The following is a 23,336-nucleotide window of genomic DNA, read 5'->3' as shown; positions in this document are numbered from 1 at the left end:
GGGGGGTCAGCTGCAGACTGCGCCGACGGCAGCCGAGCCCACCAACTTGGTGTACTTGGCCAGTACGCCGGTCTTGTACACCGGCGGCAGCGGCTCGAAACCGGCCTTGCGGGACTCGAACTCGGCATCGTCGACCAGCAGGTCCAACGTTCCGTTGGCGACGTCGAGGCGGATCCTGTCACCGTCACGGACGAACGCGATCGGGCCGCCGTCGACCGCCTCGGGGGCGATGTGGCCGACGCACAACCCGGTGGTGCCGCCGGAGAACCGGCCGTCGGTCATCAACAGCACGTCCTTGCCCAGACCCGCGCCTTTGATGGCGCCGGTGATGGCCAGCATCTCGCGCATACCCGGTCCGCCCTTGGGGCCTTCATAGCGGATGACGACGACGTCGCCGTTGGTGATGGTGCCGTCCTCGAGGGCATCCAGGGCGGCGCGCTCACGCTCGAAAACCCGTGCGGTGCCCTCGAACACATCGGAGTCGAAACCGGCGGACTTGACCACGGCGCCCTCTGGGGCCAGTGAGCCGTGCAGGATGGTGATGCCGCCGGTGGGGTGGATGGGGTTGTTCATCGCCCGCAGCACCTTGCCGTCCGGATCCGGCGGCTCGATGTGGGCCAGGTTCTCGGCCATGGTCTTCCCGGTGACGGTCAGGCAGTCGCCGTGCAGCAGGCCGGCGTCCAGCAGCGCTCGCATGACGACGGGCACCCCGCCGATCTCGTCGACGTGTTTCATGACGTAGGCGCCGAAGGGCTTCACATCGGCCAGGTGCGGCACCTTCTTCCCGATCCGGGTGAAATCCGCCAGCGACAGCTCGACATTGGCTTCCCATGCGATGGCCAGCAGATGCAGCACGGCGTTGGTGGAGCCGCCGAACGCCATCACCACGGCGATGGCGTTCTCGAAGGCCTCCTTGGTCAGGATGTCGCGGGCGGTGATGCCCTGCCGCAGCATCTCGACCACCGCTTCGCCGGAGCGGCGGGCGTACTCGTCGCGTCGTTTGTCGATCGCGACCGGGGAAGCGCTGCCCGGCAACGACATTCCCAGCGCCTCGGCGGCCGAGGCCATGGTGTTGGCGGTGTACATGCCGCCGCACGCGCCCTCGCCGGGACAGATGGCGCGTTCGATGATGTCGACGTCCTCACGCGACATCAGCCCGCGGGCACAAGCCCCGACGGCCTCGAAGGCGTCGATGATGGTGACTTCCTTCTCGGAGCCGTCGGTGAGTTTGGCGACGCCCGGCATGATCGAGCCGTTGTACAGGAAGACACTTGCCAGATTCAGGCGTGCGGCGGCCATCAGCATGCCGGGGATCGACTTGTCGCAGCCGGCCAGCAGGACCGAGCCGTCCATGCGCTCGGCCTGCATGACGGTCTCGACGCTGTCGGCGATCACCTCACGCGAGACCAGGGAGAAGTGCATGCCTTCATGGCCCATCGAGATGCCGTCGGACACCGAGATGGTGCCGAACTCCAACGGGTACCCGCCCGCTTCGTGAACGCCGCCCTTGACCGCCTGCGCCAGCCGCTGAAGCGACATGTTGCACGGGGTGATCTCGTTCCAGGACGAGCCGACGCCGATCTGCGGTTTGGCCCAGTCGTCGTCACCCATGCCGACGGCGCGCAACATTCCGCGGGCGGCGGTTTTCTCGAGGCCGTCGGTGACGTCGCGGCTGCGGGGCTTGATGTCGATCTCGGAGTCTGAGGGCATGGGTGCCAGTATGCCGTTCACCCGCGGCCGCACACAGCGGTTTTGAATACCCCTTGGGGGTATCAGGTACGGTGGCGGTATGACCCCTCGGAACTTCACCCGCATCGCCGCGGCCCTGGCGGCCCTGGCCACCGCACTGTTCGTCTCCGCGTGTAGCAGCTCCCAGCCTGCCACTGATGAGCACGCCGGCCACACCCAGTCCGAGACCGAACAGGCCCCGGTGATCAGCGGCGAGCCGGCCGGCTTCAACGACGCCGATGTCAGCTTCGCCACCAACATGGTGCCCCATCACGAGCAGGCCATCGAACTCTCCGCTCTGGCGCCGGACCGGTCCACCAACCCCGAAGTGCTGGCACTGGCCAGTGAGATCCAGGCCGCGCAGGAACCGGAGATCGCCACCATGAAGGCGTTCCTGGTGCAGTGGAACGAGAACCCCGAGGCTGCAGGCGGGCACGAGGGGCACGACATGTCGTCCATGGAGGGCATGGAGGGCATGGTCGACCCGGCCACGATGTCGCGGCTCGAGTCGCTGCAAGGCGCAGAATTCGACACACTGTGGCTGGAGTCGATGATCGCCCATCACGAAGGTGCCATCGGGATGGCCGAGACCGAACTCGCCGACGGTGAGAACGTCGACGCCAAGGGTCTGGCGCAGCAGATCATCGACGGACAGCAGGCCGAAATCGATCGGATGAAGACAATGCTCGGAGGTGGTCAGTGACGGGAGAACCGGCGCCGCACGGCTATTCGCCCAACAAGGACAACTACGCCAAACGGCTGCGCCGCATCGAAGGACAGGTGCGTGGTATCGCCAAGATGATCGACGAGGACAAGTACTGCATCGACGTCCTCACCCAGATCAGCGCGGTCAACAGCGCCCTACAGTCAGTGGCGCTGGGACTGCTGGACGAGCACCTCGGCCACTGCGTGTCCCACGCGGTGGCCGAAGGCGGCGACGAGGCGGACAAGAAGCTCGCCGAGGCCTCGGCGGCCATTGCCCGCCTGGTGCGCAGTTAGGCCTCCAGATGCTGTTCCAGGCGCTCCACTTTCGCGGTCAGCTGCCCGGTGAAGCCGGGCCGGATATCGGCTTTGAGCACCAGGCTTACCCGCGGTGAGACGGCCGCGACGGCATCGACGGCTTGTTTCACGACGGCCATGACCTCGTCCCACTCGCCCTCGATGTTGGTGAACATCGCGTTGGTCTCGTTGGGCAGACCCGAGGCCCGCACGATGCGGACCGCTTCGGCGACGGCTGCGCTGACTCCACCGGACTCGTCGCCGCCGCTGGGACTGATGCTGAACGCAATGAGCATTTGCCCAGCCTGACACACTTGCGGCCGTGACCGACGTCGTCCTGGTGCCCGCCACCGTCGAACTGCTGCACGCCCTGCGCACCGACCGCGCGGCGTTCGGGACCATCATCGGCAGCCCGGTGCCCGACGGGTGGCCGGAGTTTCCCGAGTCCATCGAATTCACCATCGCCAAACTGCGGGAGAAGCCCACTGAACACCAGTGGTGGATGCACTTCTTCCTGAGCGACGGCACCCTCGTCGGCTCAGGCGGTTTCGTGGGGCCGCCCGCCGAGGGTGTCGTCGAGTTCGGCTACGAGATCGCACCCGAATTCCGCGGCCGCGGCTTGGGCACCGCCGCCGCGCAGGCCATGCTCGAGAAGGCGAAAGCCGCAGGGGTGAGCATGGTGATCGCACACACCCTGGCCCAGGAGAACCCGTCGAACGCTCTGCTGCGCCGCCTCGGCTTCCGCTTCGCAGGCGAGGTGAGCGACCCGGAGGAAGGCACCGTGTGGCGCTGGGAACTGCCTATCGCTTGCTGACCTCCGCCGGGCGATCTGCCGGGGCTTGCGAGTAGGAAGGTGGCCGACCCCTCCGGAATCGGCCGAATTCGCTGTTCGCGCGCCTCGTCTCGGCCCCATCGACGTTGCTGGCAACTCCGGTTGAATTCCACCGGAGTAACGCTCGACACCGTAGCGACGATCATCCTCACAGTTCACTGTGGTGACCAGGTGCTTGCACGGCCTCGCCGGCAGCAATATCGCTCGGTAGCTGACCTACTGGCTGTGCCAGACTGGTCGTCGAGAGAGCGGAGGGAACGGGATATGCGTCGGAGAATGATCGCCGTGATCGGCGCGGTCGGAGCGGCCGCGTCACTGGTGTTGTCAGCGGCGCCGGCAGTCGCCGAACCGGTGCCTGCGCCGGTCCCGGCTCCGCCAGCACCGCCCGCACCCCCGGCCAACCCTTTCGGGTTCCCGCCGCCCCCACCGAACCTGCTCAACCCTGCCGCGCCGGCCGCCGATCCGCTGGCCGTGCCGGGGCAGACCGGCACCACCACCGGTACCGCGGCAGGCCAGAATCCACTGCCGTTCACTGGCGAGCCGCCCTTCCGGCCGCCGACGTTCAACCCGGTGAACGGCTCGATGGTCGGCGTCGCCAAGCCGATCATCATCAACTTCGCGGTCCCGATCGCCAACCGGCAGATGGCCGAGGACGCGATCCACATCTCGTCCAACCCACCGGTGCCGGGCCGCTTCTACTGGATGAGCGACTCGCAGGTGCGCTGGCGTCCGCAGGATTTCTGGCCGAAGGGCACCGTCGTCAACATCGACGCCGCGGGCACCAAGTCCAGCTTCCGCGTCGGCGAATCCCTGGTCGCCACCGTCGACAACGACACCAAGATGATGGAGATCATGCGTGACGGGGAGTTGGTGAACACCTTCCCCGTGTCGCTGGGCAAGCCCGGCTACGAGACCAAGAACGGCACCTATTACGTGCTGGAGAAGTTCGCCGACATCGTGATGGACTCGTCGACCTACGGCGTGCCGGTCACTGATGACGAGGGCTACAAACTCGACGTCGAGGATGCCGTGCGCATCGACAACAGCGGCATCTTCGTTCACAGCGCGCCGTGGTCGGAGGCCGATCAGGGTGTGCGCAACGTCAGTCACGGCTGCATCAACCTCAGCGCCGAGAACGCGCAGTGGTTCTACGACAACTTCGGCAGCGGCGACCCGATCGTGATCAAGAACTCCACCGGGCTCTATGACCAGAACGACGGGGCCCAGGACTGGCAGCTGTTCTGATCTGCTGAGCACACGAAAACGGCCGCCCCCGAAGACGGGGGCGGCCGTTTCCGTGGGGCCTAGCTCCAGATGCGGACGCGGTGCTCCGGCTCGAGGAACAGCTCGTCGCTGGGGGTGACTTCGAAGGCGTCGTAGAACGCGTCCATGTTGCGGATCACGCCGTTGCAGCGAAACTCCGGTGGTGAATGCGGGTCCACCGCCAGGCGCCGGATTGCTTCGGCCTCACGGGATTTGGTGCGCCACACCTGGGCCCAGCCGTAGAACACCCGCTGCACGCCGGTCAGGCCGTCGATCACCGGCGCCTCTTTCCCGTCCAGCGAGATCTGATACGCCAGCAGCGCGATGGACAGGCCACCGAGGTCGCCGATGTTCTCACCGACGGTGAACGCTCCGTTGACGTGGTGACCGGAATCGAGGCCGCGCGGGGTGAACTGCTCGTACTGCTCGATCAGCGCCTTGGTGCGGGCACCGAACTCGGTGCGGTCGGCGTCGGTCCACCAGTCCACCAGATTGCCGTCACCGTCGTACTTGGCGCCCTGGTCGTCGAACCCGTGCCCGATCTCGTGGCCGATCACCGCGCCGATACCGCCGTAATTGGCGGCGTCGTCGGCCTCGGCGTCGAAGAAGGGCGGCTGCAGAATGCCTGCGGGGAAGACGATCTCGTTCATTCCCGGGTTGTAGTAGGCGTTGACGGTCTGCGGCGTCATGAACCACTCGTCGCGGTCCACCGGCCCACCGAGCTTGGCCAACTCCCGGTCATAACCCACTTCGTAGCCGCGGCGGTAGTTGCCGTACAGATCGTCACGCTCGATCACCAGCGCCGAGTAGTCGCGCCAGTTCTTCGGGTAGCCGATCTTGGGGGTGAACTTGTCGAGTTTGGCCAGCGCCTTCTGCCGCGTCTCCGGTGTCATCCACTCCAACTGCGAGATGCTGACCCGGTAGGCCTCGCGCAGGTTGTCCACCAGCACGTCCATTCGCGCCTTGGATTCCGGCGGAAAGTGCTTCTCCACGTAGAGCTTTCCCACCACGTCACCGAGCAGGCTCTCCACCAGCGACACTCCGCGCTTCCATCGGTCGCGGATGGCCTCGGTGCCGCTCAACGTGCGGCCGTAGAACGAGAAATCCTCGGCGACAAGGGCATCGGTGAGCATCGCGGCGCGGGAATGGATCAGCCGCCACCGCGCCCACAGCTTCCAGTCCTCCAACGGCTCCGATGACCACAACGCGGCGAACGACGTCAGGTAATCCGGCTGCCGCACCACCAGTTCGGCCACTTTCTCGGGCGTGGTGCCCAGCGCGCCCACCCAGCCGGCCCAGTCGAATCCCGGTGCCTCGGTGAGCAGATCGGCGAACGAGCGCAGGTTGTAGGTGAGGTCGGCGTCACGGCGTTTCACCACATCCCAGTGCGCGGCGGCCAGTTTGGTCTCCAACGCGACGATCTTGGCGGCGGTGGCCGCGTAATCCACGGCGTTGCCGTCGAACACGATCGCGAACATGGCCGCGATGTGCTCGGGGTAGGCGGCCAGGATCTGTGCGTGCTGTTCCTCGCGGTAGTACGACTCGTCGGGCAACCCGATCCCGGACTGGGTGAGGTGCACCAGATACCGCGTGGAGTCCTTGGAGTCGGTGTCGATGTAGAGACCCGCACCACCACCGACACCGGTGCGCTGCAGCCCGCCCAGCACTGCGGCCAACGCTTGCGCGCTGCCGGCCTCGTCGATCAGCGCCAACTCGTCGAGCAGCGGTTGTACACCGCGCCGCTCGACGGCCTCCTCGTCGAGGAAGCTGGCGTAGAGGTCGCCGATGCGCTGCTGATCGGTGCCTTTGTCGGCGTGAGCGCCGGCGGCTTCGGTGATCAGGTCACGCACCTGTTCTTCGGCGCGGTCGAACAGCGACCGGAACGCACCGTCGGTGGCCCGGTCGGCGGGAATCTCGTAGTCGGTGAGCCAGCGGCCGTTGACGTGTCCGAACAGATCGTCTTGGGGCCGGGCGGAGGAATCAACGTGGCTCAGGTCGATGCCCGAACGAATAGCTTCTACCGTCACCCCGCCAGTCTTCCAGACACCGAGCGGGTGCTCAGTTCCGGCGAAAGCGAACAGGTAGCCTCACCGCCATGCCCGACGACGATGACGAGCAGGAATCCCGCCGGTCGGGTTACGGCATCGGCTCGGCGGTGCTGGGCCTGCTGTGCGTGGGTGCCCTGGTCCTGATCGCGATCATCTGGTCCGGGCACCGCGACGCGACCGAGGAGCTTCGGCACCGGGCGCAGGCCATGCAGGCTGCCGCTGACTGGACCGGCGTGCTGATCAACATGAATGCCGGCAACGTCGACTCCAGTCTGCAGACCCTGCACGAGGGCACCGTCGGGCAGCTCAACGCCGATTTCGACGCGGCGGTGGCCCCCTACCGAGATGTGGTGCAAGCCCTGCAGTCGAGCACCACCGGCAGCATCGAAGCCGTCGCCGTCGAATCGGCGCACAACGATCTGGACCGCGAGCCCGGCAGCGCCCCGCCGCCCGAAGACCCGTCACTGTCACCCGGGATGGCTGCGCGCACCGACACCGTGCTGGTGATCGCCACCTCCCTCAGCGAGAACTCCGGCGGTGAACCGCAGACCGTGCGCTGGAATCTGCGGCTCGACGTCTCCGAGGTCGACGGCCGGCTGATGATCTCGCGGCTGGAGTCCATGCGATGAGAAACGTGTGGCGGGTGCTGGCTTTCGACGTGCTCGCACCGCTCGCGGCTATTGGCGGGCTGCTGCTGATCGGCGTGTTCCTGGCCTGGCCGCTGTGGTGGGTGGCCGCGTGTTCGATGCTGTGCCTGTTGGTCGCGCAGTCCATGGCGGTCAACTACTACCTGTTGCGCCGAGACCGCGTCACCTTCGGTACCGACGACGACGGGCCGGTGCTGCGGTTGGCGATCGTCGCGTTGACCACTGCGGCGCTGGCGGCGGCCACGATTGTCGGCTACACCCACTGGACCGTGCCCGATGACGCGCTCACCGAGGATTCCGCCGAGGTGGTCCGGTTGGCGACGGCGGTGTCGGAGGCGACGGCGACGTTCTCACCGCAGGACCCGACGTCTTCGATCGACCGTGCCGCGGAGTTGATGGCCCCCGAGCAGGCCAAAGCGTTCAAGGCCAACTTCGGCGAGTCCACCGCGGGCCTGGCGCGCCGCAACGTCTCGGCGCAGGCGCAGACCATCTCGGCCGGTGTCGAAGCCATCGGACCCGCAGCCGCCAGTGTGGTGGTGGTGATGCGCGGCACCCAGAACGTGCCAGGTCAACAGCCCAGCCGCGCCGTGCTGTCGCTGCGGGTGGCGTTCACCAAACAGGACGACCGCTGGCTGGTGGTCGACGTGGCGCCGGTCAACCCCTGATCAGCAGGTCGTGGTCGACCTTCAGACAACGGTCCATCACCACCTGCAGGCCGGCGGCGGCCGCATCGCGCCCCACCTGCTCGTGGAACAGGCCCTGCTGCAACCACAGGGTCTTGGGCAGGGTGGGCAGCGCCAGCACCTCGGCAAGCACCGACGGCAGTTCCTCATAACGGCGGAAGACGTCCACCATGTCGGGCACCACGGGCAGGTCGGCCAGGCTGGGGTACACCTTGTCGCCGTCGATCTCGGTGATCGTCGGGTTCACCGGGTACAGCTCGTAGTCGGTGTTGGTCCGCAGATACCGGTACACCCCGTAACTGGGCCGCATCGGGTTGGCCGAGGCGCCCACCACGGCCACCGTTCGGGTCTGCCGCAAGATCTGTTCGAGTTCCATCGTGGACTCCTCTACCCCTCTCTCAGCTGCCGTACGACAGCAGTTTCTGCGCGAGTTCGTCGGGCCGGCTCAGCGCGTTCAGATGCCCGCCGGGCACCACCTCGACCTCCAATCCCAGCCGTTCGCGGACCACGCGGCGCTGGAACTCCAGGGGGAACAGCCGGTCATCGGCACCCTGGATGACGGTCGTCGGGATGTCCGGCCAGGCCGTCAGCGGCCACGGCTGGGCGAACGGGGTGTCCGCCTGCGGGGGTTCCGGTTGGGCGAGCGCGGCCGCGCGCACGTCATCGGGTACGTCATGGAAGAAATCCTCGACAGGATCGAAGTCGCTGCGGCCCAACCCAATTCGTTGCAGGTGCGCCGCGCGGGCGGCCGGCTGGCCGGTGGCCTCCCACCATTGGCCCGGTGCCTCGCCCGGTGCGGGCACCATCGGGTTCACCAGCACGATCCGCCGCGCCGCCACCCGCGTGGCGACCAGCGGCGCGGTGAACGACCCCATCGACTGGGCCACGATGATCAGGGCAGTGGCGACGTCAGCGAGCGCGGCCACCGCGACATCGGTGTACTCGGCCAGACCGGCGGAGTCGTCGGCAGCGGGCAACTCGATGGCCACGACGTCATGACCGGCGGCCTCCAGAAGAGGAACGACCCGCTGCCAATACCACCAGGCGGCGCCCCCGGCGCCGGGCAGCAGGGCATAGGTCATTACTTGTGTGGACGGTGAGCGTGCATCTTGGCGAACCGGTCGGAGAGCCTGCGCATCCGGATCATCAGTGACGCCGGCGGGCTGGCCTCGCCGTTGAGGTACACCACCAGATCGGCGGCGGGCACCCCGATCCGGGACGCGAACTCCGGCTCCGACAGACCCGAGCGGTGCAGCAGCAGACGCACGTGCCGTGCCACCTCAGCGCGTTCGTTGGCTTCCAGGTGCTGACGGCTGCGCACCAGCACCTCCGACAGCGCCTTCGAGATGCCGTGCGGTTCGGCGTTCTCCAGCACTTCTTCGACCTGGCGTGCGGTGCGGCCGAACGGGTCACGTTTGATGGCCACCACGATCCGCTGCCAGACGGTGATGTCGCCGGTTTCCAGGGCGGTACGGATGGCGGCGGTGGACCAGAACTCGACGGGCTGATCGGTGCGGGCACCGTTCTTGTGTGAAGGGGTCTCCTGCGGGCGCGTCCCCCGTGCGCCCGGTTGGAAGCCGGGTCGGCGAGCATCAGCGGCCAACGTCACCTCGCCTCCTCCAGCATCGCCACGGCCACGGCCAGACAACGCTGCCTGACCTTTTCCCAGTCTGCCTCAGCGGCGGGGCCGCCGGTGTCCTCCGCCGCGTCGAACGGCCGCGGGTCGGAAAGCCGGCGGACCAACTGGGTGGCAACCCATTGTCCGTCGGATGGTTGACCAGAGTAGTACCTGTCGATGCTCGCCAGCACGAACGCCGCCGTCTGCGGCTCCATGGCGTCCACCAGTTCGGCGAACTCGGCGAAGTCGCGGCGGTTGTTGCGGCACATGATCAGGTAGCCCTTGAGTCGCAGCGTCTCGGCGCCCGTCGGGATCCGCAACCGGTCCCCGGTGGGCAGCTGCACGTTGGTGGTCTCCATCGGGCACTGCCTGCGCAGCGCGTGCCGGAAGTCGCCCTCCGGGTCGTTCTGCACGCTCAACGCGTCCAGCGCCACCGACAGCCGTCCGCGCCACATCGTCACCGGGTGTACGGGACGTTGCACCCGCACGGTGGCCTGCGCGTTGGAACCGGTTGCGCCGCTGCCGTTCTCGGTGCGCACGGCGGCGCGGTTGCGGCGCAGGGGCAGGCCCAGCCGGGCTTGCCGGGCGCTCACCGCGCGGGCGTCGTCACTGCCTTTGACCTTGTCCTTGAACGCGGTGGTCAATGCGCTCAGCCCCGCGCAGCCGCTGAAGGCCAGCGGGTCGGCGACGGTGATGGCGTCGGGTGCCAGGTTCTGGAGCTTGGCCGCCGACTTGACCACCATCCGCATGTCGGCGCCCGGGGCGACCAGCGCCGAGATGTCGTCGGGGATGATCACCAGGTCACCCAGGTCGACCTTCGGCAGCGGCTTCTCGAAGTCGACCGACGGCAGCACCCGGCCCAATCCCTTGGGCAGCCACCAGTTCCACTGGTCGAACATCGCCATCAGCGCGGGCACCAGCACCAGCCGCACCACGGTGGCGTCGACGGCGATCGCCACCGCACACGCCACCCCGAGCTGCGCCACCAGCGGCATGCCCGCGAATGCGAAACCGATGAACACGGCGATCATGATCAGTGCCGCGCTGGTGATGGTGCGCGCGCTGGTGGACACGCCGTAGGCCACGGCGTCACGGGTGTCGCCGGATTGCAGGAACCGCTCCCGGATCCGCGTCAGCAGGAAGATCTCGTAGTCCATCGACAAGCCGAAGGTCAGCGCCAGCACCAGCGGCGGAATGGTGCTGTCGATCGAACCCATGGGCTCGAAACCGAGATCCTGCAGCCAACCCCACTGGAAGATCATCACCAGGCTGCCGTAGGCGGCGGCGACCGACAGGACGGTCATGACCACGCCTTTGAGCGCCAGGAACACCGACCGGATGGCGGCGAGCAGCATCACGAACGCGATGAGGGCCACGAAGACGAAGACCCACGGCTCCATGTGGGCGACGCGGTCGTCGAAGTCCTTGATCAGAGCGGTCGGCCCGCCGACGTCGATGGTCGCCGACTCGGCGCCGGGCACCTCCGGTAACCGGTCGCGGAGGAAGTCGACGGTGCTGCGCGCGGCGTCGTCCTCGGGGTCCACCGCGAGCACCGCGGACAGCAGGGCGCTGCGGTTGTCGTCGGAGAACACCGCCGGGGTCACCGACGCGACGTTGACCGCGCGGCCGATCTCGGCGGAGACGGCGTCCACCACGGCGGTGTTCTGCGGTGAGGAGGCATTTCCGTCGGGGAAGGTGACCAGCACCCGCACCGGTCCCAGCGCGCCGGGCCCCAATGCTTCGGCTGCGGCGGCCATGCCGCCCCGGATCTCATGGCTGGAATCGAACTGGCGCAACATGCTGTTGCCCAGCGACATCGACAGCACCGGCGCCGCGAGAACCAGCAGGAACGCCGTCGCGCACACGGCCGACAGCCACGGCCGGCGCATCACCCCGCCGATCCAGCGGGTCCAGAACCGGGACTGCGTGGTTTCGGCTCGGCGCCCCCAGTGCAGCAGCCGCGACCGCTTGGCCGCGGCGCGGCCGAATGTCGTCAGCACGGCCGGGATCAGCGTCGCCGACGTCAGCACCGCCACCGCGACGGCGAGGATGGCGCCGGTGGCCATGGAGTTCAGCACCGGGGTGTCGATCAGGTAGATGCCCGTGACCGACGCGATGACGGTGGCACCCGAGAGCACCACCGCCAGCCCCGACGTGGCCATGGCCGCGTCGGTGGCCTGCTGGACATCCCGCCCCGCCCGCAGTTCTTCGCGGAACCGCATCAGGATGAACAGTGAGTAGTCGATGGCCAGGGCGATGCCGAGCATCGTGACGGTCGACGTGACGAACACCGACATGGTGGTGACCGTCGAGAGCGCGAAGACCAGCCCCATCGTCACCACCACGGTGCACAGCCCGATCAGCAGGGGGATCGCCGCCGCGGCCAGCGAGCCGAAAACCGCCAGCAGCACCATCAGGACGATCGGCAGGTTCCACTTCTCGGCTTCGGCGATGTCGTGCTTGGTGGCTTCCGAGGCGGCGGCGCCCAGGGCGCCCTGTCCGATGACATACAGCCGCACCTTGCCCTCGGCGGTCTCGCCCGGCTCCTCGCCGTTGATGCCGACCTTCGCGCGCAGTTGTTTGGCGGTGTCGACGGCGCCGGAGTTGTCGAATCCGAGTTTCAGCGACACCACATAGGGGCGATCAGGCTGTGGGGCAGGCTGCGCGGGGTTGGGCACGACGGTGACGGTGGGCACCTCGGCGGCAATGCGTTCCAGTTCCGCGACGGCAGCATTCATGTCGTTGTAGCTGGCGTCGGCGCGCGGGGCGGCCACCAGAGCCAGGGGTGAGGCGCCCTCGTCGGGGAAATGGTCCTCGACCTGGTACTGCACGTGTAGGGACTGCGACTGTTCGACTTCGAAGCCGCCACCGGTCAGGTTGCTCGACTGACTGAGGATCAGCCAGACGGCCGGCACCAGAGCCAGCAACCATGCCGTGAAGACGAGCCAGCGAACCCTGCGTAGCAGGCTGCTCAGCCGCATCATGAAGTGCTGGATGTCGATCTCCCCGCATTCTCCCCGAATGACGTGTCGCGAGCGTACCGCAGCAGCCTGGTAATCGGGTCTCGGCGAGATCTCGATGAGCGGGCTCGGATTGGCACGCTTGTGGCCGCGGATGGCACTATCTCCAGTGGCCGTGGACCAGGTCGGGGGTCCTGCAACACGAGTACAAACCCGAAGGAGCGCGCCGCATGGCCTTCCGAATCACCGCCGGTGCCGCATCGATCGCCGTGGCGGGCGCAGCCTGCGCCGCACTGCTGAGCGCGCCGGCCGCCGGGGCCGCCCCGGACCCCTGCGCCGCCAGCTCCATCGCCAGGACCGTCGGGTCCGTCGGGACCAACACGGGCATCTATCTCGAGGCGCATCCGGAGACCAATGACGTGCTGACCATGCTCGCCGCGCAGCCGGCCGGTCCGCAGTCGATCGCGGCGCTGAAGCTCTACTTCGACCGCGACCCGCAGGCCGCCAAGGATCTCCAGGCCATCCAGCAGCCGCTGACCTCGCTGACCACCAAGTGCAAGCTGCCGATCTCGCTGCCGCAGGTGCTCGGCCTGATGCAGTCCGCCCAGCAAAGCGGTGCGCCTGCTGCGGCGGCCGACGCCGGGACGTCCCCGGCCTCGCCGGTGGGCGCGGCTGTCCCGGCCTCGACGGGCGTACTCAGCGGCCTGCCGTGACGGTGCGGGCGACCTGTCGTTTCGCCGCCCGGCCGCGATAGTCTGCCCACAACCCAGGAAACTGGCCCGGGAATCTGATTAGCTTTGCGGGTCGGAATCACTTCGGGTGGATCTGACATGGCGTTCCACTACCTCTTGAAGGAGCCGATCAATGTTGCTCACAGCCCGTCGCGCGGTTGCCGGCGCCATAGGAGCCGGCGCGATGCTGCTCGCAGCGGCACCGTTGGCCAGTGCTGAGCCGCCGCCGAACTGCACCGCCGCCGACCTGTCCGGCGTCGCGTCCGGTGTGTCGGCGTCCACATCGGCATACCTGTTCACCCACCCCGAGGTGAACAACTTCTTCACCAGCCTCCACGGCCTCCCGCACGAGGAGATCCGGCCCAAGGTCGACGAGTACTTCGCCGCGAATCCGCAGATCGCCGCCGAGCTGAACGGGATTCGCAAGCCGTTGCAGGACATCCGGATCCGCTGTGGTGACACCGACGGGGACGGCGACGTCGACATCCTGTAGTGCCGCCTGGAACTGATTCGCCCGCCCGGGGGACGGCGGGCCACATGGTGCTCATGGTCGACGACGACCCGGATGTGCGCACCTCGGTAGCCCGGGGTCTGCGCCATTCGGGGTTCGACGTCAGGGTGGCGGCCAACGGCAAGGAAGCGCTTCGGCTGCTATCCAACGAATCCCACGACGCCCTGGTGCTCGACGTCCAGATGCCCGAACTCGACGGGGTGGCGGTGGTGACCGCGCTGCGCGCGCTGGGGAACGACATCCCTATCTGTGTGCTGTCGGCGCGCGACACGGTCAACGACCGGATCGCCGGGCTGGAAGCCGGCGCCGACGACTACCTGACCAAACCGTTTGATCTCGGTGAGTTGGTGGCGCGGCTGCATGCGCTGCTGCGCCGCCGCGCGCATTCCGAGGAACCGTCGGATGCCATGACGGTGGGCCCGCTGACCATCGACACGGCCCGCCGGCTGGTCTTCGTGGCCGGCGAGCGGGTGGACCTGACCAAGCGCGAGTTCGACCTGCTGGCCGTGCTCGCCGAGAACGCCGGTGTGGTGCTCAGCCGGCAACGCCTCCTCGAGCTGGTGTGGGGTTACGACTTCGACGTCGACACCAACGTCGCCGACGTGTTCATCAGTTACCTGCGGCGGAAGCTGGAACGCGACGGGGTGCCACGGGTCATCCACACCGTGCGCGGAATCGGCTACGTACTGCGGGACGACTCTTGAGTGTGACGTCCGAAGCAGAGGCGCCAGAGTCGTTGTGGCAGCGCTTCACTCACCGGGTTTCGCTGCGTACCCGGGTGGCGCTGGCCGCCGGCATCGCGTCGGCGGCGGTGGTCGCCGTCCTGGCGGTGCTGACGTCGGTGGTGCTGGCCAACAACGACCAGGCTCAGCTGGATCGCCGGCTCGACTCGATCGTCGATGCCAGCATGTACCCCGACCAGGTGCAGGATCCGCGTCGCGGCGTCCTGACCACCGGGCGCGCCCGGGCGGGGGGCGACGTGGTGTTCCAGCGGGGCTTTCAGCTGCCCGCACTTCCCGAAGGCACCGAGACCGTGACGGTCAACGGGGTGGACTACCGCGTGCGCACCGTGCCGTTGAAACAGCAGGGTGTCGACGTGCTCATGTCGATCGGCATCCGGGCCGACAGCATTCTGCTGTCCAGTCAGCGCATCCCGATCTACGTCTTCGTCGGCGTGGTGGCGGTGCTGTTCGCCGGCATCCTGGGCTGGTTCCTGGCCGGCGCGGCCACCCGGCCGCTGCGCAAACTCACCGAACAGACCCGGCGCCTCGGTGAGGGCGGTGTCGAACAGATCACCCCGGTGCACGGCGTCAAGGAAGCCGAGGATCTTTCTGAGGCGATGGTCGGGATGTTGAAACGGCTGGCCGCCGCACAGCTGTCGACCACCAATTCGTTGCAGGCCGCCCAGGACTTCGCCGCCAACGCGGCCCACGAGCTGCGGACGCCGTTGACGGCCATGCGCGCCGACCTGGACACCCTGCGCATCCACGACCTGCCGGCCGACGAGCGCGCCGAGGTGGTGGCCGACCTGTCCCGGGCCCAGCGGCGTGTGGAGGCCACCATCACCGCGCTCGGTCAGCTGGCCTCCGGTCAGTTGGCCCAAGCCGAGGACCGAGAAGTCGTCGACGTCGACGAGCTACTGGACCGGGTGGCCCGGGAGAACAGCCGTTCGGCGGTGACGGCCGAGATCAGCGTCGAATGTGAGGGTGCCGGAACCATTCTCGGCTGGCCCACCGGCCTGCGGCTGGCCGTGGACAACCTGGTGCGCAATGCCGTCACCCACGGCCACGCCACCCGTATCGTGCTCTCGGCGCACCGGCAGGGTGAACAGATGGTGATCGTCGTCGACGACAACGGCCGTGGACTGCCGGTCGAAGAGCACACCGCGGTACTGCAGCGATTCTCGCGCGGGAGCACCGCCGAGACCGGCGGCTCCGGGCTGGGACTGGCCTTGGTGGAACAGCAGGCCCTGCTGCACGGCGGACGGATCGAGCTGTCCGACGGCCCGCTCGGTGGTCTACGCGCGACGCTGACCGTCGCGGTGGCGCCTGCTCCCCCCGAATGAGGACCCCACCGCTGCCCGCCACCCCAGCAGAAGCGCCGCGGTGAACGACGACGCCACCACGATGAACGGTGCGGCAACCGGACGCGAGGTCAGCGCACGCAACAGCATTCCTCCCACCACGGTGGACAGCCACACCACCAGGCCGGTGGGTGTCAGTGCTGTGGGACGGCGCCAGCCGCGGCTGAGCAGCCAGCCTGCCGCGGTGCCCGTCAAGAACGGCCATGCGGTTTCGGCGACCCCGGTGACGGTCACCCCTTCGGCGTGACTTCGGCGGCCGATGGCGCAGAAGGTGAGGACCGCCGCGGTGTCGGCGGCCAAGGCGGTGGATGTCTTTTCAAGAGTCATTGTCCGACAGAGTAATTCATCACGTCGAGGTTCAGGGGGCTGACCTCTGACTCCTCGCGGGCGGCGAATCCCGGCTCCAGCGGTGCCGGCTTCCCGGCGAGCAACGCGTCCAGGCCGGCCGGGGAAGCCAGCCGCTGATTCAGGCTGAAGGTCTTGATGACGAACGGTAAACCGTTGGCCATCAATGGATCCGGGCCGTCCATCACGTGGAAGTGCAGGTGCGGTGCGTCGCTGTTGCCACTGTTTCCGAGCTCGGCGAAAGGTTGTCCGGTACTGAGCTCGTCGCCGGGTTTGACCGTGATGGTGCCGGGCTGCAGATGCGCGTAGAAGGCGTAGTTGCCGTCGCCGAGGTCCTGCACCACGTGATTGCCCCCGTACTCGTCCAGCGGCAGCCCGGTCGGGGCCTTCGTCGGTGTCTGCTCGGGCAGGCCGTCGCGCACCGCCACCACTTTCCCGTCGCCGGCCGCGTGGATCTGCGCCCCGAAATACGGGTAACTCTCGGTCTTGGTCGCCGCCCCGGAGAACACCCGGAAGTCGTTGCCGAGCTGCACGTAGTCGATGGCGAATCGTTCTGCGGCGTAGAGCTTTCCGTTGATCGGGTTGAGTGCCATCCGGTGGGCTGACATACCGCAGCATCCGTCGCCGTTGAGCCAGTTCGGCCCGTCGAGGGGAGGGGCGACCGACACCGGCTTGCGGCTGGACACCGCCACCGGGGCGACGGGCTGGGTGAGGGTGGCGGGCACCAGCCCGGGGACGGGTTTGGCGACGGTCAGGTCAGCCGAATGGGTCAGTTCGGTGGGTGGTTCGGCGCCGGAATCGAGCGCGACGTCCATCCACACGGTCACCGACTGCCCGGCCTCCACTTTGTTGGTGGGCGTGGTCGCGCCCCCGAAAGCCCTGGTCCAGAACTTCAGGTTGTCGCCCCGCAGCGTGGCCAGCGTCTGGTCGCCGGAGCGCGCCGACAACGAGGTGATGGTGACGGGGCTGGGCAGGGTGTTGGTCAGGGTCAGCTCGTAGGCCAGGTGGACGCGGCCGTCGGTGGCGGGTACCGGGACGGGGTCGGCCACGGCCGAGCCGATCAGCGGGGTGACCATCGGCGCCGGGGCCGTGCTGGTTGCCGGCGGTGGCGCCGGATCCGACGAGCACCCGGCTGCCAGCAGTGCCGTTGCCAGCACCGTGATCGAGAGCCCGCGTATCGACATGCGCCGATCAAACCACGTGTCAGCGGTCCTGGTTCGGGTTCTGTTCGTCCGCTGTCGGCGCCCCGGCGGAAGGTTCGGGGACGTCCGGGTCGATCTGGCTCTCGGTGCGGAACATGAAGAAGAACATCACCCAGCCGATGGCGGCGATGAAGATCCAGCTCACCAGCCGGTAGATCAGCATCGCCGAGATGGCGGCGGGCAGGGTCATACCGCTGGACACCAGGCCGGGCACCAGCACGGCTTCCACCACCAGCAGCCCGCCCGGCATCAGCGGGATGGAGCCGACGGCGCGGGCGGCGGCATAGGCGACGGTCAGGCCGGCCAGCGACGGGTGGCCGCCGGCGGCGTAGGCGGCGAATGCCAGGCAGGCGACGTCGGCCACCCAGTTGAACAGTGACCAGCTGAACGCTGTGCCCAGCGTGCGCCGGCTCATGCTCACCGATTCCAGCTGCTGCAGGATCTCGCGCCACTTCGCCACCCCGGAATCGGCCGGCTTGTTGCGCAGCTGGTTGAACCAGGACAGCACCCGTACAGCGATGCTGTCGAGCAGTTCGGGTCGCGAGATCACCGCCTGGGCGAGCAGCAGCAGCAGGACGAAGCCGCCGAGGGTGAACAGCAGTGAGAAGGGGTTGTTCTTGGCGCCGAGCAGAAACGCCCCACCCAGGCCCAGCAGCGCCAGCCCCACCACTTGCAGGGCACCCGACATGACCAGCTGCCACGACGCGACCACCGGGGAGGCACCCCACATCCGCTGCTGGCGGTAGATGAAGGTCGCCGACAACACCGGCCCGCCGGGCAACGTCGTCGACAGGGAGTTACCCGCGTAGAACGCGGCTTCGGAACGCCATTGCCGCACGCCCACGCCGGCCGACTTCAGCAGCGTGCGCTGGATCTGGGCGAAGCTGTGCATCGACAACATGGCCGCCGCGACGGCCGCCAACACCCACCACCAGTTGGCATCCAGGAGACTGTGCCACGCTTTGGCCAGCTGATCCCACACCAGCGCGGCCTCGACGGCGAGCACGAGGACCACCACGGTCAGCACGGCCCAGCGGACCCACCAGTACTTGCTGCGGGTCCCCTCCTGCTGTCGGGTGGCCGGGCCGGCCTGCGCGTCGGAGGACATCGCCCTTCAGAGTAACGGCGCAAGGTGGTCGCTCCCTGCCGTTCCCGCACGGCGTGCCCGGGAATGTCGCGGTTTGGAACCGGCCGCGGCGGATACAGTGACCGGATGCTGCCACCTGCGGCCGAGGACGCATCGGTCACTCCTCTGGTCCGCAAATCCGCCGCCTGGGCCTGGCGGTTGCTGGTGCTGCTCGCGGCGGTGGTCGCCCTGCTGTGGGTGGCGGAGAAGCTTCTCGTGATCGTGGTGCCGGTGGCGCTGGCGACGATGCTGACGGCGTTGCTGCTGCCGGTGGTCGACTGGCTGGATCGCCGCGGCGCTCCGCGCGGGGGAGCGGTGGCCCTGGTGATCCTGGGCAGCTTCGCGATCCTCGGCGGCCTGCTGACCTTTGTCGTGAGCCAGTTCGTCTCCGGCCTACCGCAGCTCGTCAGCGAGGTCACCCGAAGCATCGACAGCATGCGGGAGTGGCTGGTCGAAGGGCCCCCGCACCTGAGTCGCGAACAGATCGACAACGCCGGTAACTCCGCCATCGAGGCGATACGCAACAACCAGGAGAAGGTCACCAGCGGTGCACTCTCGACTGCGGCGACCGTCACCGAGATCGTCACCGGCGCCCTGTTGGTCTTCTTCACGCTGATCTTCTTGCTGCACGGCGGCCGCAACATCTGGGCGTTTGTGGCCAGGCTCTTCCCCCGCGATGTCCGCCACCGGGTCAGCGACGCCGGACGGGCCGGGTTCCACTCTCTGATCGGCTACATCCGGGCCACCTTCCTGGTGGCGCTGGTGGATGCGATCGGTATCGGCACCGGTCTGGCCATCATGGGCATCCCGCTGGCGCTGCCGTTGGCGTCGCTGGTGTTCCTCGGCGCCTTCATCCCGCTGGTGGGCGCGGTGATCACCGGCTTCCTGGCCGTCATCGTCGCTCTACTGGCCAAGGGATTCGTCTACGCGCTGATCACACTGGGCCTCATCATCGCCGTGCAGCAGCTCGAGGCGCATGTGCTGCAACCGCTGGTGATGGGCCGAGCGGTGTCCATCCATCCGCTGGCCGTGGTGCTCGGCATCGCGGGCGGTGGCGTGATGGCGGGCATCGTCGGCGCCCTGCTGGCGGTACCGCTCATCGCGTTCCTCAACAGCGCCATCCGGGTTCTGGTGGCCGAGGATCCGGACGCCGTGAAAGCCAGGATGAAAGACGACGACGGACCCATTGTCGACGCCGAACCCGACGAAGTGCCCGAGGCCTAGAGCTTCCGGCCTTCCCGGCGCAGCAGATCCTGCGCGCTCACTCCACCGCCGCGCCGCTGACGTGACTTCTCGTCCGCCTCACCGCGGGCGTTCAGTTTCTCGGTAGCGGCCTCGGCCTCACCGCTGCGCGGCTTCGACACCGGAATCGCGCGGGTGGCGGTGTCGTCCTCGGCTTCCGGTTCAGGGGTCTGCGCGGGTGGGTTGGTGGGAATCGGCGCGGGCGGGGTGGTGGGAATGGCGGTCGTGGCGTCGCTGTCACCCGAACCCATGGTGCGGGTGGGTTCCGCCGACGGCGGCTGCACGGGCGGCTGCTGACCGGACGCGCCCGGCTTGCCCCGCAGTTCACCCAGCCAGGACTCGATTTCGCGCTCACCGGTCCCACCCTGCGGGGGGCGCGGCGGACGACCGGCAGTGCCGGAGACCGCATTGCGCACGGCGCTGCGGGCCGAGGCGAAACGTGTGGTCGGCGCTTCGTCGTTGCCCAGGCGTGTGTCAGCGGGACCCGGGGGAGGGGAGGGGATCCGCGTCGTGGCGGCCGACGACTCGGGTCGTCCCGCCGGTACCCGCATGGGCCCCGGCCGGGCGGCGGGATGCGTCGGATCGTGCGGCGGGCGCGCCCGCGTGGGGGCGGCCGCACCCGCACCGACCAGTTCACGATCGTCGGTTTCCGGGGTGACGTGGCGCTTGCGTTCGTCGGGCAGGTGGGTCTCACCGAGACCGGCCTTGACCTGGATGCGCTTCATCCAGCGCGGCGCCCACCAGCAGTCGTCACCGAGCATCTTCATGATGGCCGGCACCAGGAACATACGAATGACGGTGGCGTCCAACAGAAGTGCGATCAACAAGCCGAACGCCAGGTACTTCATCATCACCAGATCGGAGAAGACGAACGCCCCGGCGACCACCGCCAGCACCAATGCGGCGCCGGTGATCAACCGGCCGGTGGTCGCGGTGCCGATCCGGATGGCCTCGGCGGTCGACATTCCGCGTTCGCGGGCCTCCACCATGCGGGACACCAGGAACACCTCGTAGTCCGTGGACAGACCCCAGATGACGGCGATGATCAGACCGATCATGGGTGCCATCAACGGCTGGGGGGTGTAGTTCATCAGCCCGGACCCGTGGCCCTCGACGAACATCCACGTCAGGATGCCCATCGTCGATCCCAGTGTCAGCGCGCTCATCAGGGCGGCCTTGATGGGCAGCACCACCGACCCGAACGCCAGGAACATCAGGATGGTCGTCGTGACGATCAGCACCACCACCATCAGCGGCAGTTTGTCGAACAGGCTCTGGATACTGTCCTGTTCCAGCGCGGGGGTGCCACCCACCGACACCGTGACCCCGGGGGTCGGTGACAGGGCGCGCAGCTCTTCGAGTTTCTGCGCCGCGTCGTTGCGGTTCTCCAAGCCGTTCTGGATCACCCGGATCGAGGGATCCTTCGAGGCGCCGTCCAGGTAGGAGCGCTCCTGCCACATCGTCTCCGGATCGTTGTTCGGATCGATGAAGCCGGGGACCTCCATGGCCTTGCTGCGCACCGCGGCGATCTGGTCGTCGGTGACGGGTTTGCCGTCGGTGCTCTCGATGACCATGGTCAGGGGTTCGGTGCGGAAGCCGGGGAAGGTGCGGTCGAACTCTTCCTGGGCGGTGCGCACCGAGTTGTCCGGCGGCAGGTACTTCTCACTGATACCGCCGAGTGCGAGCTGTCCCAGCGGGATGATCAGGACGACCATCACGATGATGATCGGGATGGCGAAGACGGCGGGTCGCTTCATCACGCGGTTGACCAGCTTGCCCCAGAAGCCCTTCTCGACCTCCTGGCGCGTCTTGGTCTTCTGGGTTTTCTCGGCCAGCCAGAGCAGCCACCATTCAAACGGCTTGCGGAACCCGGGGACGTACCGCGCCAGCGACAGCAACGCGACGGCGCCGAAGACGAACACGGCGATACCGACCAGGATCCAGACGATGATCGAACTCGCGGTGCCCGAGCGGTACAGCTCGTAGAGGCCGTAACCGACCCAGGCGGCCATGGTCACGTAGCCCAGGATCAGCCCGTAGAGCGCGAACTGGGCGCCCTTGTCCTGGGTGCGGCGGATCTGGTGGCGGGCAAGGTGGCCGGCGGCGATGCCGACGGGTGGGAGCAACAGACCCAGCGGAAGGGCAGCCAGCGCGAACGGGTTGGTACGGGTGGCCGCCGGATCGGAGTAGATGGTGTCGGGGGCGGTGAAGCGCAGCAGGGTCTTCACGCCCAGCGCGTCGACCCGTGGGCCCAGGATGGCCAGGGCCGCGGCCAGCACGGTGATCGACAGGATGGCCGCCAGCATCACCGAGGCGATGATCGCGTAGGTGATCGACTTCAGGAAGCCCTGCGGGAACAGCAGCAGGGGCACCGAGGACGCGACGATGATCACCGCGGAGAACACCACGGTGCGACCCGAGGTCATCATCGTTCTCCGGATGGCCACCTCGGTGTCGTAACCCTCGGCTATCTCCTCGCGGAACCGGCTCACGATGAACAGGCCGTAGTCGATCGCGATACCGAGGCCGATCAGGGTCACCACGGGTTGAGCGAAGAAGTGCACCGGGATGAATTCGGCGGCCAGACGCATGATGCCCAGCGCACCCAGGATGGTCAGGCCGCCGATGAAGGCCGGCAGCGCCGCGGCGACGACGGTGCCGAACACGAAGAACAGCACCACCGAGACCAGCGGAATGGCGGCCACCTCGGCGCGCTTCTGGTCTTCGCCGATGGTGCCGGTGAGTTCGTTGGCCAGCGGTTGCAGGCCGGCGTACTTGACGTCGATACCCTCGTCGCGCAACTTCAACAGGTCGGGTTCGACCAACTTGTAGTTGTTCAGGATGGTGTCGTCGTCGTCGCCCTTGAGCTGGATCGACATGAACGCGTGCTGCTTGTCCGCATCGGACATGTTCTCGAGCAGCTCGGGACTCTTGAAGTAACCGATGGAACGGAGGATCTCGTCGGGGTGGTCCTGCTCGAGCTGGTCGAGGCTGTCGACGATCTTCTTCTGGAACGCCGGATCTTCGACCGTCTTGCCTTCAGGCGCGGCGTAGATACCGATGATGTGCGACGACGTGTCACGGCCGTATGCCTCGTCGGCCACCACCGACGCATGGACAGACTCGCTGCCCTCGTCGTAGAAACCGCTCTGCGTGACGTGCTGGCCCAGGCTGAAGCCGTAGATGCCGCTGCCGACGCACAGTGCGACCATGACACCGATTACCAAGTATCGGAAGCGGTACACCGTCCGACCCCACCAGGCGAACACGTAAGCTCCTAACCCTCACAAAATCTTGGTGCGCTGCCGCTAGGCGCGC

The 23,336-nt window shown here is 67.7% G+C and carries 21 protein-coding genes and 1 pseudogene; 11 read left to right on the top strand and 11 right to left on the bottom strand.

Translation table 11 applies throughout. The features are described 5' to 3' along the window. Positions 1–6: 6 nt before the first annotated feature. Positions 7–1,710 carry a dihydroxy-acid dehydratase gene (gene ilvD / locus AC3A6P_RS18475; protein WP_487693119.1) on the bottom strand — a complete coding sequence of 568 codons (1,704 nt, stop codon included), beginning with the start codon at positions 1,708–1,710 and terminating at the stop codon, positions 7–9. Positions 1,711–1,789: 79 nt separating this feature from the next. Here ilvD and AC3A6P_RS18470 point away from each other — a divergent pair, with 79 nt between their 5' ends. Then, complete coding sequence (locus tag AC3A6P_RS18470; RefSeq protein WP_487693118.1) at positions 1,790–2,431, top strand: DUF305 domain-containing protein; 642 nt, start codon at positions 1,790–1,792, stop codon at positions 2,429–2,431. Continuing rightward, a complete protein-coding gene (ricR, locus tag AC3A6P_RS18465) occupies positions 2,428–2,727 on the top strand; it encodes a copper-sensing transcriptional repressor RicR (RefSeq protein ID WP_487693117.1) in 300 nt (99 codons plus the stop codon). The genes AC3A6P_RS18470 and ricR overlap by 4 nt, the downstream gene beginning before the upstream one ends. On the opposite strand, the gene AC3A6P_RS18460 is transcribed toward ricR, so the two are convergent. Next, on the bottom strand, positions 2,724–3,023 hold the full coding sequence (locus AC3A6P_RS18460) for a thiamine-binding protein (RefSeq protein ID WP_487693116.1): 300 nt from the start codon (positions 3,021–3,023) through the stop codon (positions 2,724–2,726). The two genes, ricR and AC3A6P_RS18460, sit on opposite strands and share 4 nt — an antisense overlap. Positions 3,024–3,049: 26 nt before the next feature. On the opposite strand from AC3A6P_RS18460, the gene AC3A6P_RS18455 reads away from it, so the two are divergent. Together AC3A6P_RS18455 and AC3A6P_RS18450 are read left to right on the top strand one after the other, a co-directional pair. Further along, positions 3,050–3,541 carry a GNAT family N-acetyltransferase gene (locus AC3A6P_RS18455; RefSeq protein ID WP_487693115.1) on the top strand — a complete coding sequence of 164 codons (492 nt, stop codon included), beginning with the start codon at positions 3,050–3,052 and terminating at the stop codon, positions 3,539–3,541. Between the two features lie 282 nt (positions 3,542–3,823). Beyond that, positions 3,824–4,804, top strand: coding sequence for a L,D-transpeptidase (locus AC3A6P_RS18450; RefSeq protein WP_487693114.1), 981 nt, complete (start codon positions 3,824–3,826; stop codon positions 4,802–4,804). A 59-nt stretch (positions 4,805–4,863) separates the two neighbouring features. On the opposite strand, the gene AC3A6P_RS18445 is transcribed toward AC3A6P_RS18450, so the two are convergent. Continuing rightward, positions 4,864–6,849 (bottom strand): M13 family metallopeptidase, encoded by a 1,986-nt coding sequence (locus AC3A6P_RS18445; RefSeq protein WP_487693113.1) that lies wholly within the window; start codon positions 6,847–6,849, stop codon positions 4,864–4,866. 68 nt (positions 6,850–6,917) lie between these two features. Here AC3A6P_RS18445 and AC3A6P_RS18440 point away from each other — a divergent pair, with 68 nt between their 5' ends. Then, entirely contained in the window at positions 6,918–7,499 is a 582-nt protein-coding gene (locus AC3A6P_RS18440; protein ID WP_487693112.1) for a hypothetical protein, read from the top strand. After that, complete coding sequence (locus AC3A6P_RS18435; protein WP_487693111.1) at positions 7,496–8,182, top strand: hypothetical protein; 687 nt, start codon at positions 7,496–7,498, stop codon at positions 8,180–8,182. The genes AC3A6P_RS18440 and AC3A6P_RS18435 overlap by 4 nt, the downstream gene beginning before the upstream one ends. On the opposite strand, the gene AC3A6P_RS18430 is transcribed toward AC3A6P_RS18435, so the two are convergent. Genes AC3A6P_RS18430 through AC3A6P_RS18415 form a run of 4 tightly spaced genes read right to left on the bottom strand, consistent with a single transcriptional unit; the run spans position 8,172 to position 12,802 of the window. Next, the gene (locus tag AC3A6P_RS18430) at positions 8,172–8,576 is read right to left on the bottom strand and encodes a CoA-binding protein (RefSeq protein WP_487693110.1); all 405 of its coding nucleotides are present in this window, start codon (positions 8,574–8,576) and stop codon (positions 8,172–8,174) included. The genes AC3A6P_RS18435 and AC3A6P_RS18430 overlap by 11 nt on opposite strands. 22 nt (positions 8,577–8,598) lie before the next feature. Then, positions 8,599–9,282 carry an alpha/beta fold hydrolase gene (locus tag AC3A6P_RS18425; protein WP_487693109.1) on the bottom strand — a complete coding sequence of 228 codons (684 nt, stop codon included), beginning with the start codon at positions 9,280–9,282 and terminating at the stop codon, positions 8,599–8,601. Further along, entirely contained in the window at positions 9,282–9,809 is a 528-nt protein-coding gene (locus AC3A6P_RS18420) for an XRE family transcriptional regulator (protein ID WP_487693108.1), read from the bottom strand. Before AC3A6P_RS18420 ends, AC3A6P_RS18425 begins: the two co-directional genes overlap by 1 nt. Then, positions 9,806–12,802 carry an MMPL family transporter gene (locus AC3A6P_RS18415; RefSeq protein ID WP_487693107.1) on the bottom strand — a complete coding sequence of 999 codons (2,997 nt, stop codon included), beginning with the start codon at positions 12,800–12,802 and terminating at the stop codon, positions 9,806–9,808. The genes AC3A6P_RS18420 and AC3A6P_RS18415 overlap by 4 nt, the downstream gene beginning before the upstream one ends. Positions 12,803–13,008: 206 nt before the next feature. On the opposite strand from AC3A6P_RS18415, the gene AC3A6P_RS18410 reads away from it, so the two are divergent. From AC3A6P_RS18410 to AC3A6P_RS18395, 4 genes are all read left to right on the top strand, one after another. Further along, entirely contained in the window at positions 13,009–13,491 is a 483-nt protein-coding gene (locus AC3A6P_RS18410) for a hemophore (protein WP_487693106.1), read from the top strand. A gap of 151 nt (positions 13,492–13,642) precedes the next feature. After that, entirely contained in the window at positions 13,643–14,002 is a 360-nt protein-coding gene (locus tag AC3A6P_RS18405; protein ID WP_487693105.1) for a heme-binding protein, read from the top strand. 44 nt (positions 14,003–14,046) lie between these two features. Beyond that, positions 14,047–14,724 (top strand): response regulator transcription factor, encoded by a 678-nt coding sequence (locus AC3A6P_RS18400; protein ID WP_487693104.1) that lies wholly within the window; start codon positions 14,047–14,049, stop codon positions 14,722–14,724. Between the two features lie 2 nt (positions 14,725–14,726). Further along, positions 14,727–16,085: a sensor histidine kinase gene (locus tag AC3A6P_RS18395; RefSeq protein WP_487693103.1), complete on the top strand. Its 1,359-nt coding sequence runs from the start codon at positions 14,727–14,729 to the stop codon at positions 16,083–16,085. Here AC3A6P_RS18395 and AC3A6P_RS18390 read toward each other — a convergent pair. From AC3A6P_RS18390 to AC3A6P_RS18380, 3 genes and pseudogenes are all read right to left on the bottom strand, one after another. After that, positions 16,038–16,430: a DUF3054 domain-containing protein gene (locus tag AC3A6P_RS18390; RefSeq protein WP_487693102.1), complete on the bottom strand. Its 393-nt coding sequence runs from the start codon at positions 16,428–16,430 to the stop codon at positions 16,038–16,040. The two genes, AC3A6P_RS18395 and AC3A6P_RS18390, sit on opposite strands and share 48 nt — an antisense overlap. Then, entirely contained in the window at positions 16,427–17,632 is a 1,206-nt protein-coding gene (locus AC3A6P_RS18385; protein WP_487693101.1) for a M23 family metallopeptidase, read from the bottom strand. The genes AC3A6P_RS18390 and AC3A6P_RS18385 overlap by 4 nt, the downstream gene beginning before the upstream one ends. 82 nt (positions 17,633–17,714) lie before the next feature. Next, positions 17,715–18,856, bottom strand: a pseudogene (locus AC3A6P_RS18380) (lysylphosphatidylglycerol synthase transmembrane domain-containing protein); the annotation flags it as partial. Positions 18,857–18,863: 7 nt separating this feature from the next. Between AC3A6P_RS18380 and AC3A6P_RS18375 the strand changes: the two are divergent. After that, entirely contained in the window at positions 18,864–20,000 is a 1,137-nt protein-coding gene (locus AC3A6P_RS18375) for an AI-2E family transporter (protein WP_487693100.1), read from the top strand. Here the strand turns inward: AC3A6P_RS18375 and AC3A6P_RS18370 are convergent. Beyond that, positions 19,997–23,287, bottom strand: a complete 3,291-nt coding sequence (locus tag AC3A6P_RS18370; RefSeq protein WP_487693099.1) for an MMPL family transporter — start codon at positions 23,285–23,287, stop codon at positions 19,997–19,999. The two genes, AC3A6P_RS18375 and AC3A6P_RS18370, sit on opposite strands and share 4 nt — an antisense overlap. Positions 23,288–23,336 lie beyond the last annotated feature (49 nt).

The sequence above is a fragment of the Mycobacterium sp. Soil_C_30 genome (assembly GCF_057656995.1).
This window is presented reverse-complemented; position numbering and strand designations above follow the sequence as displayed.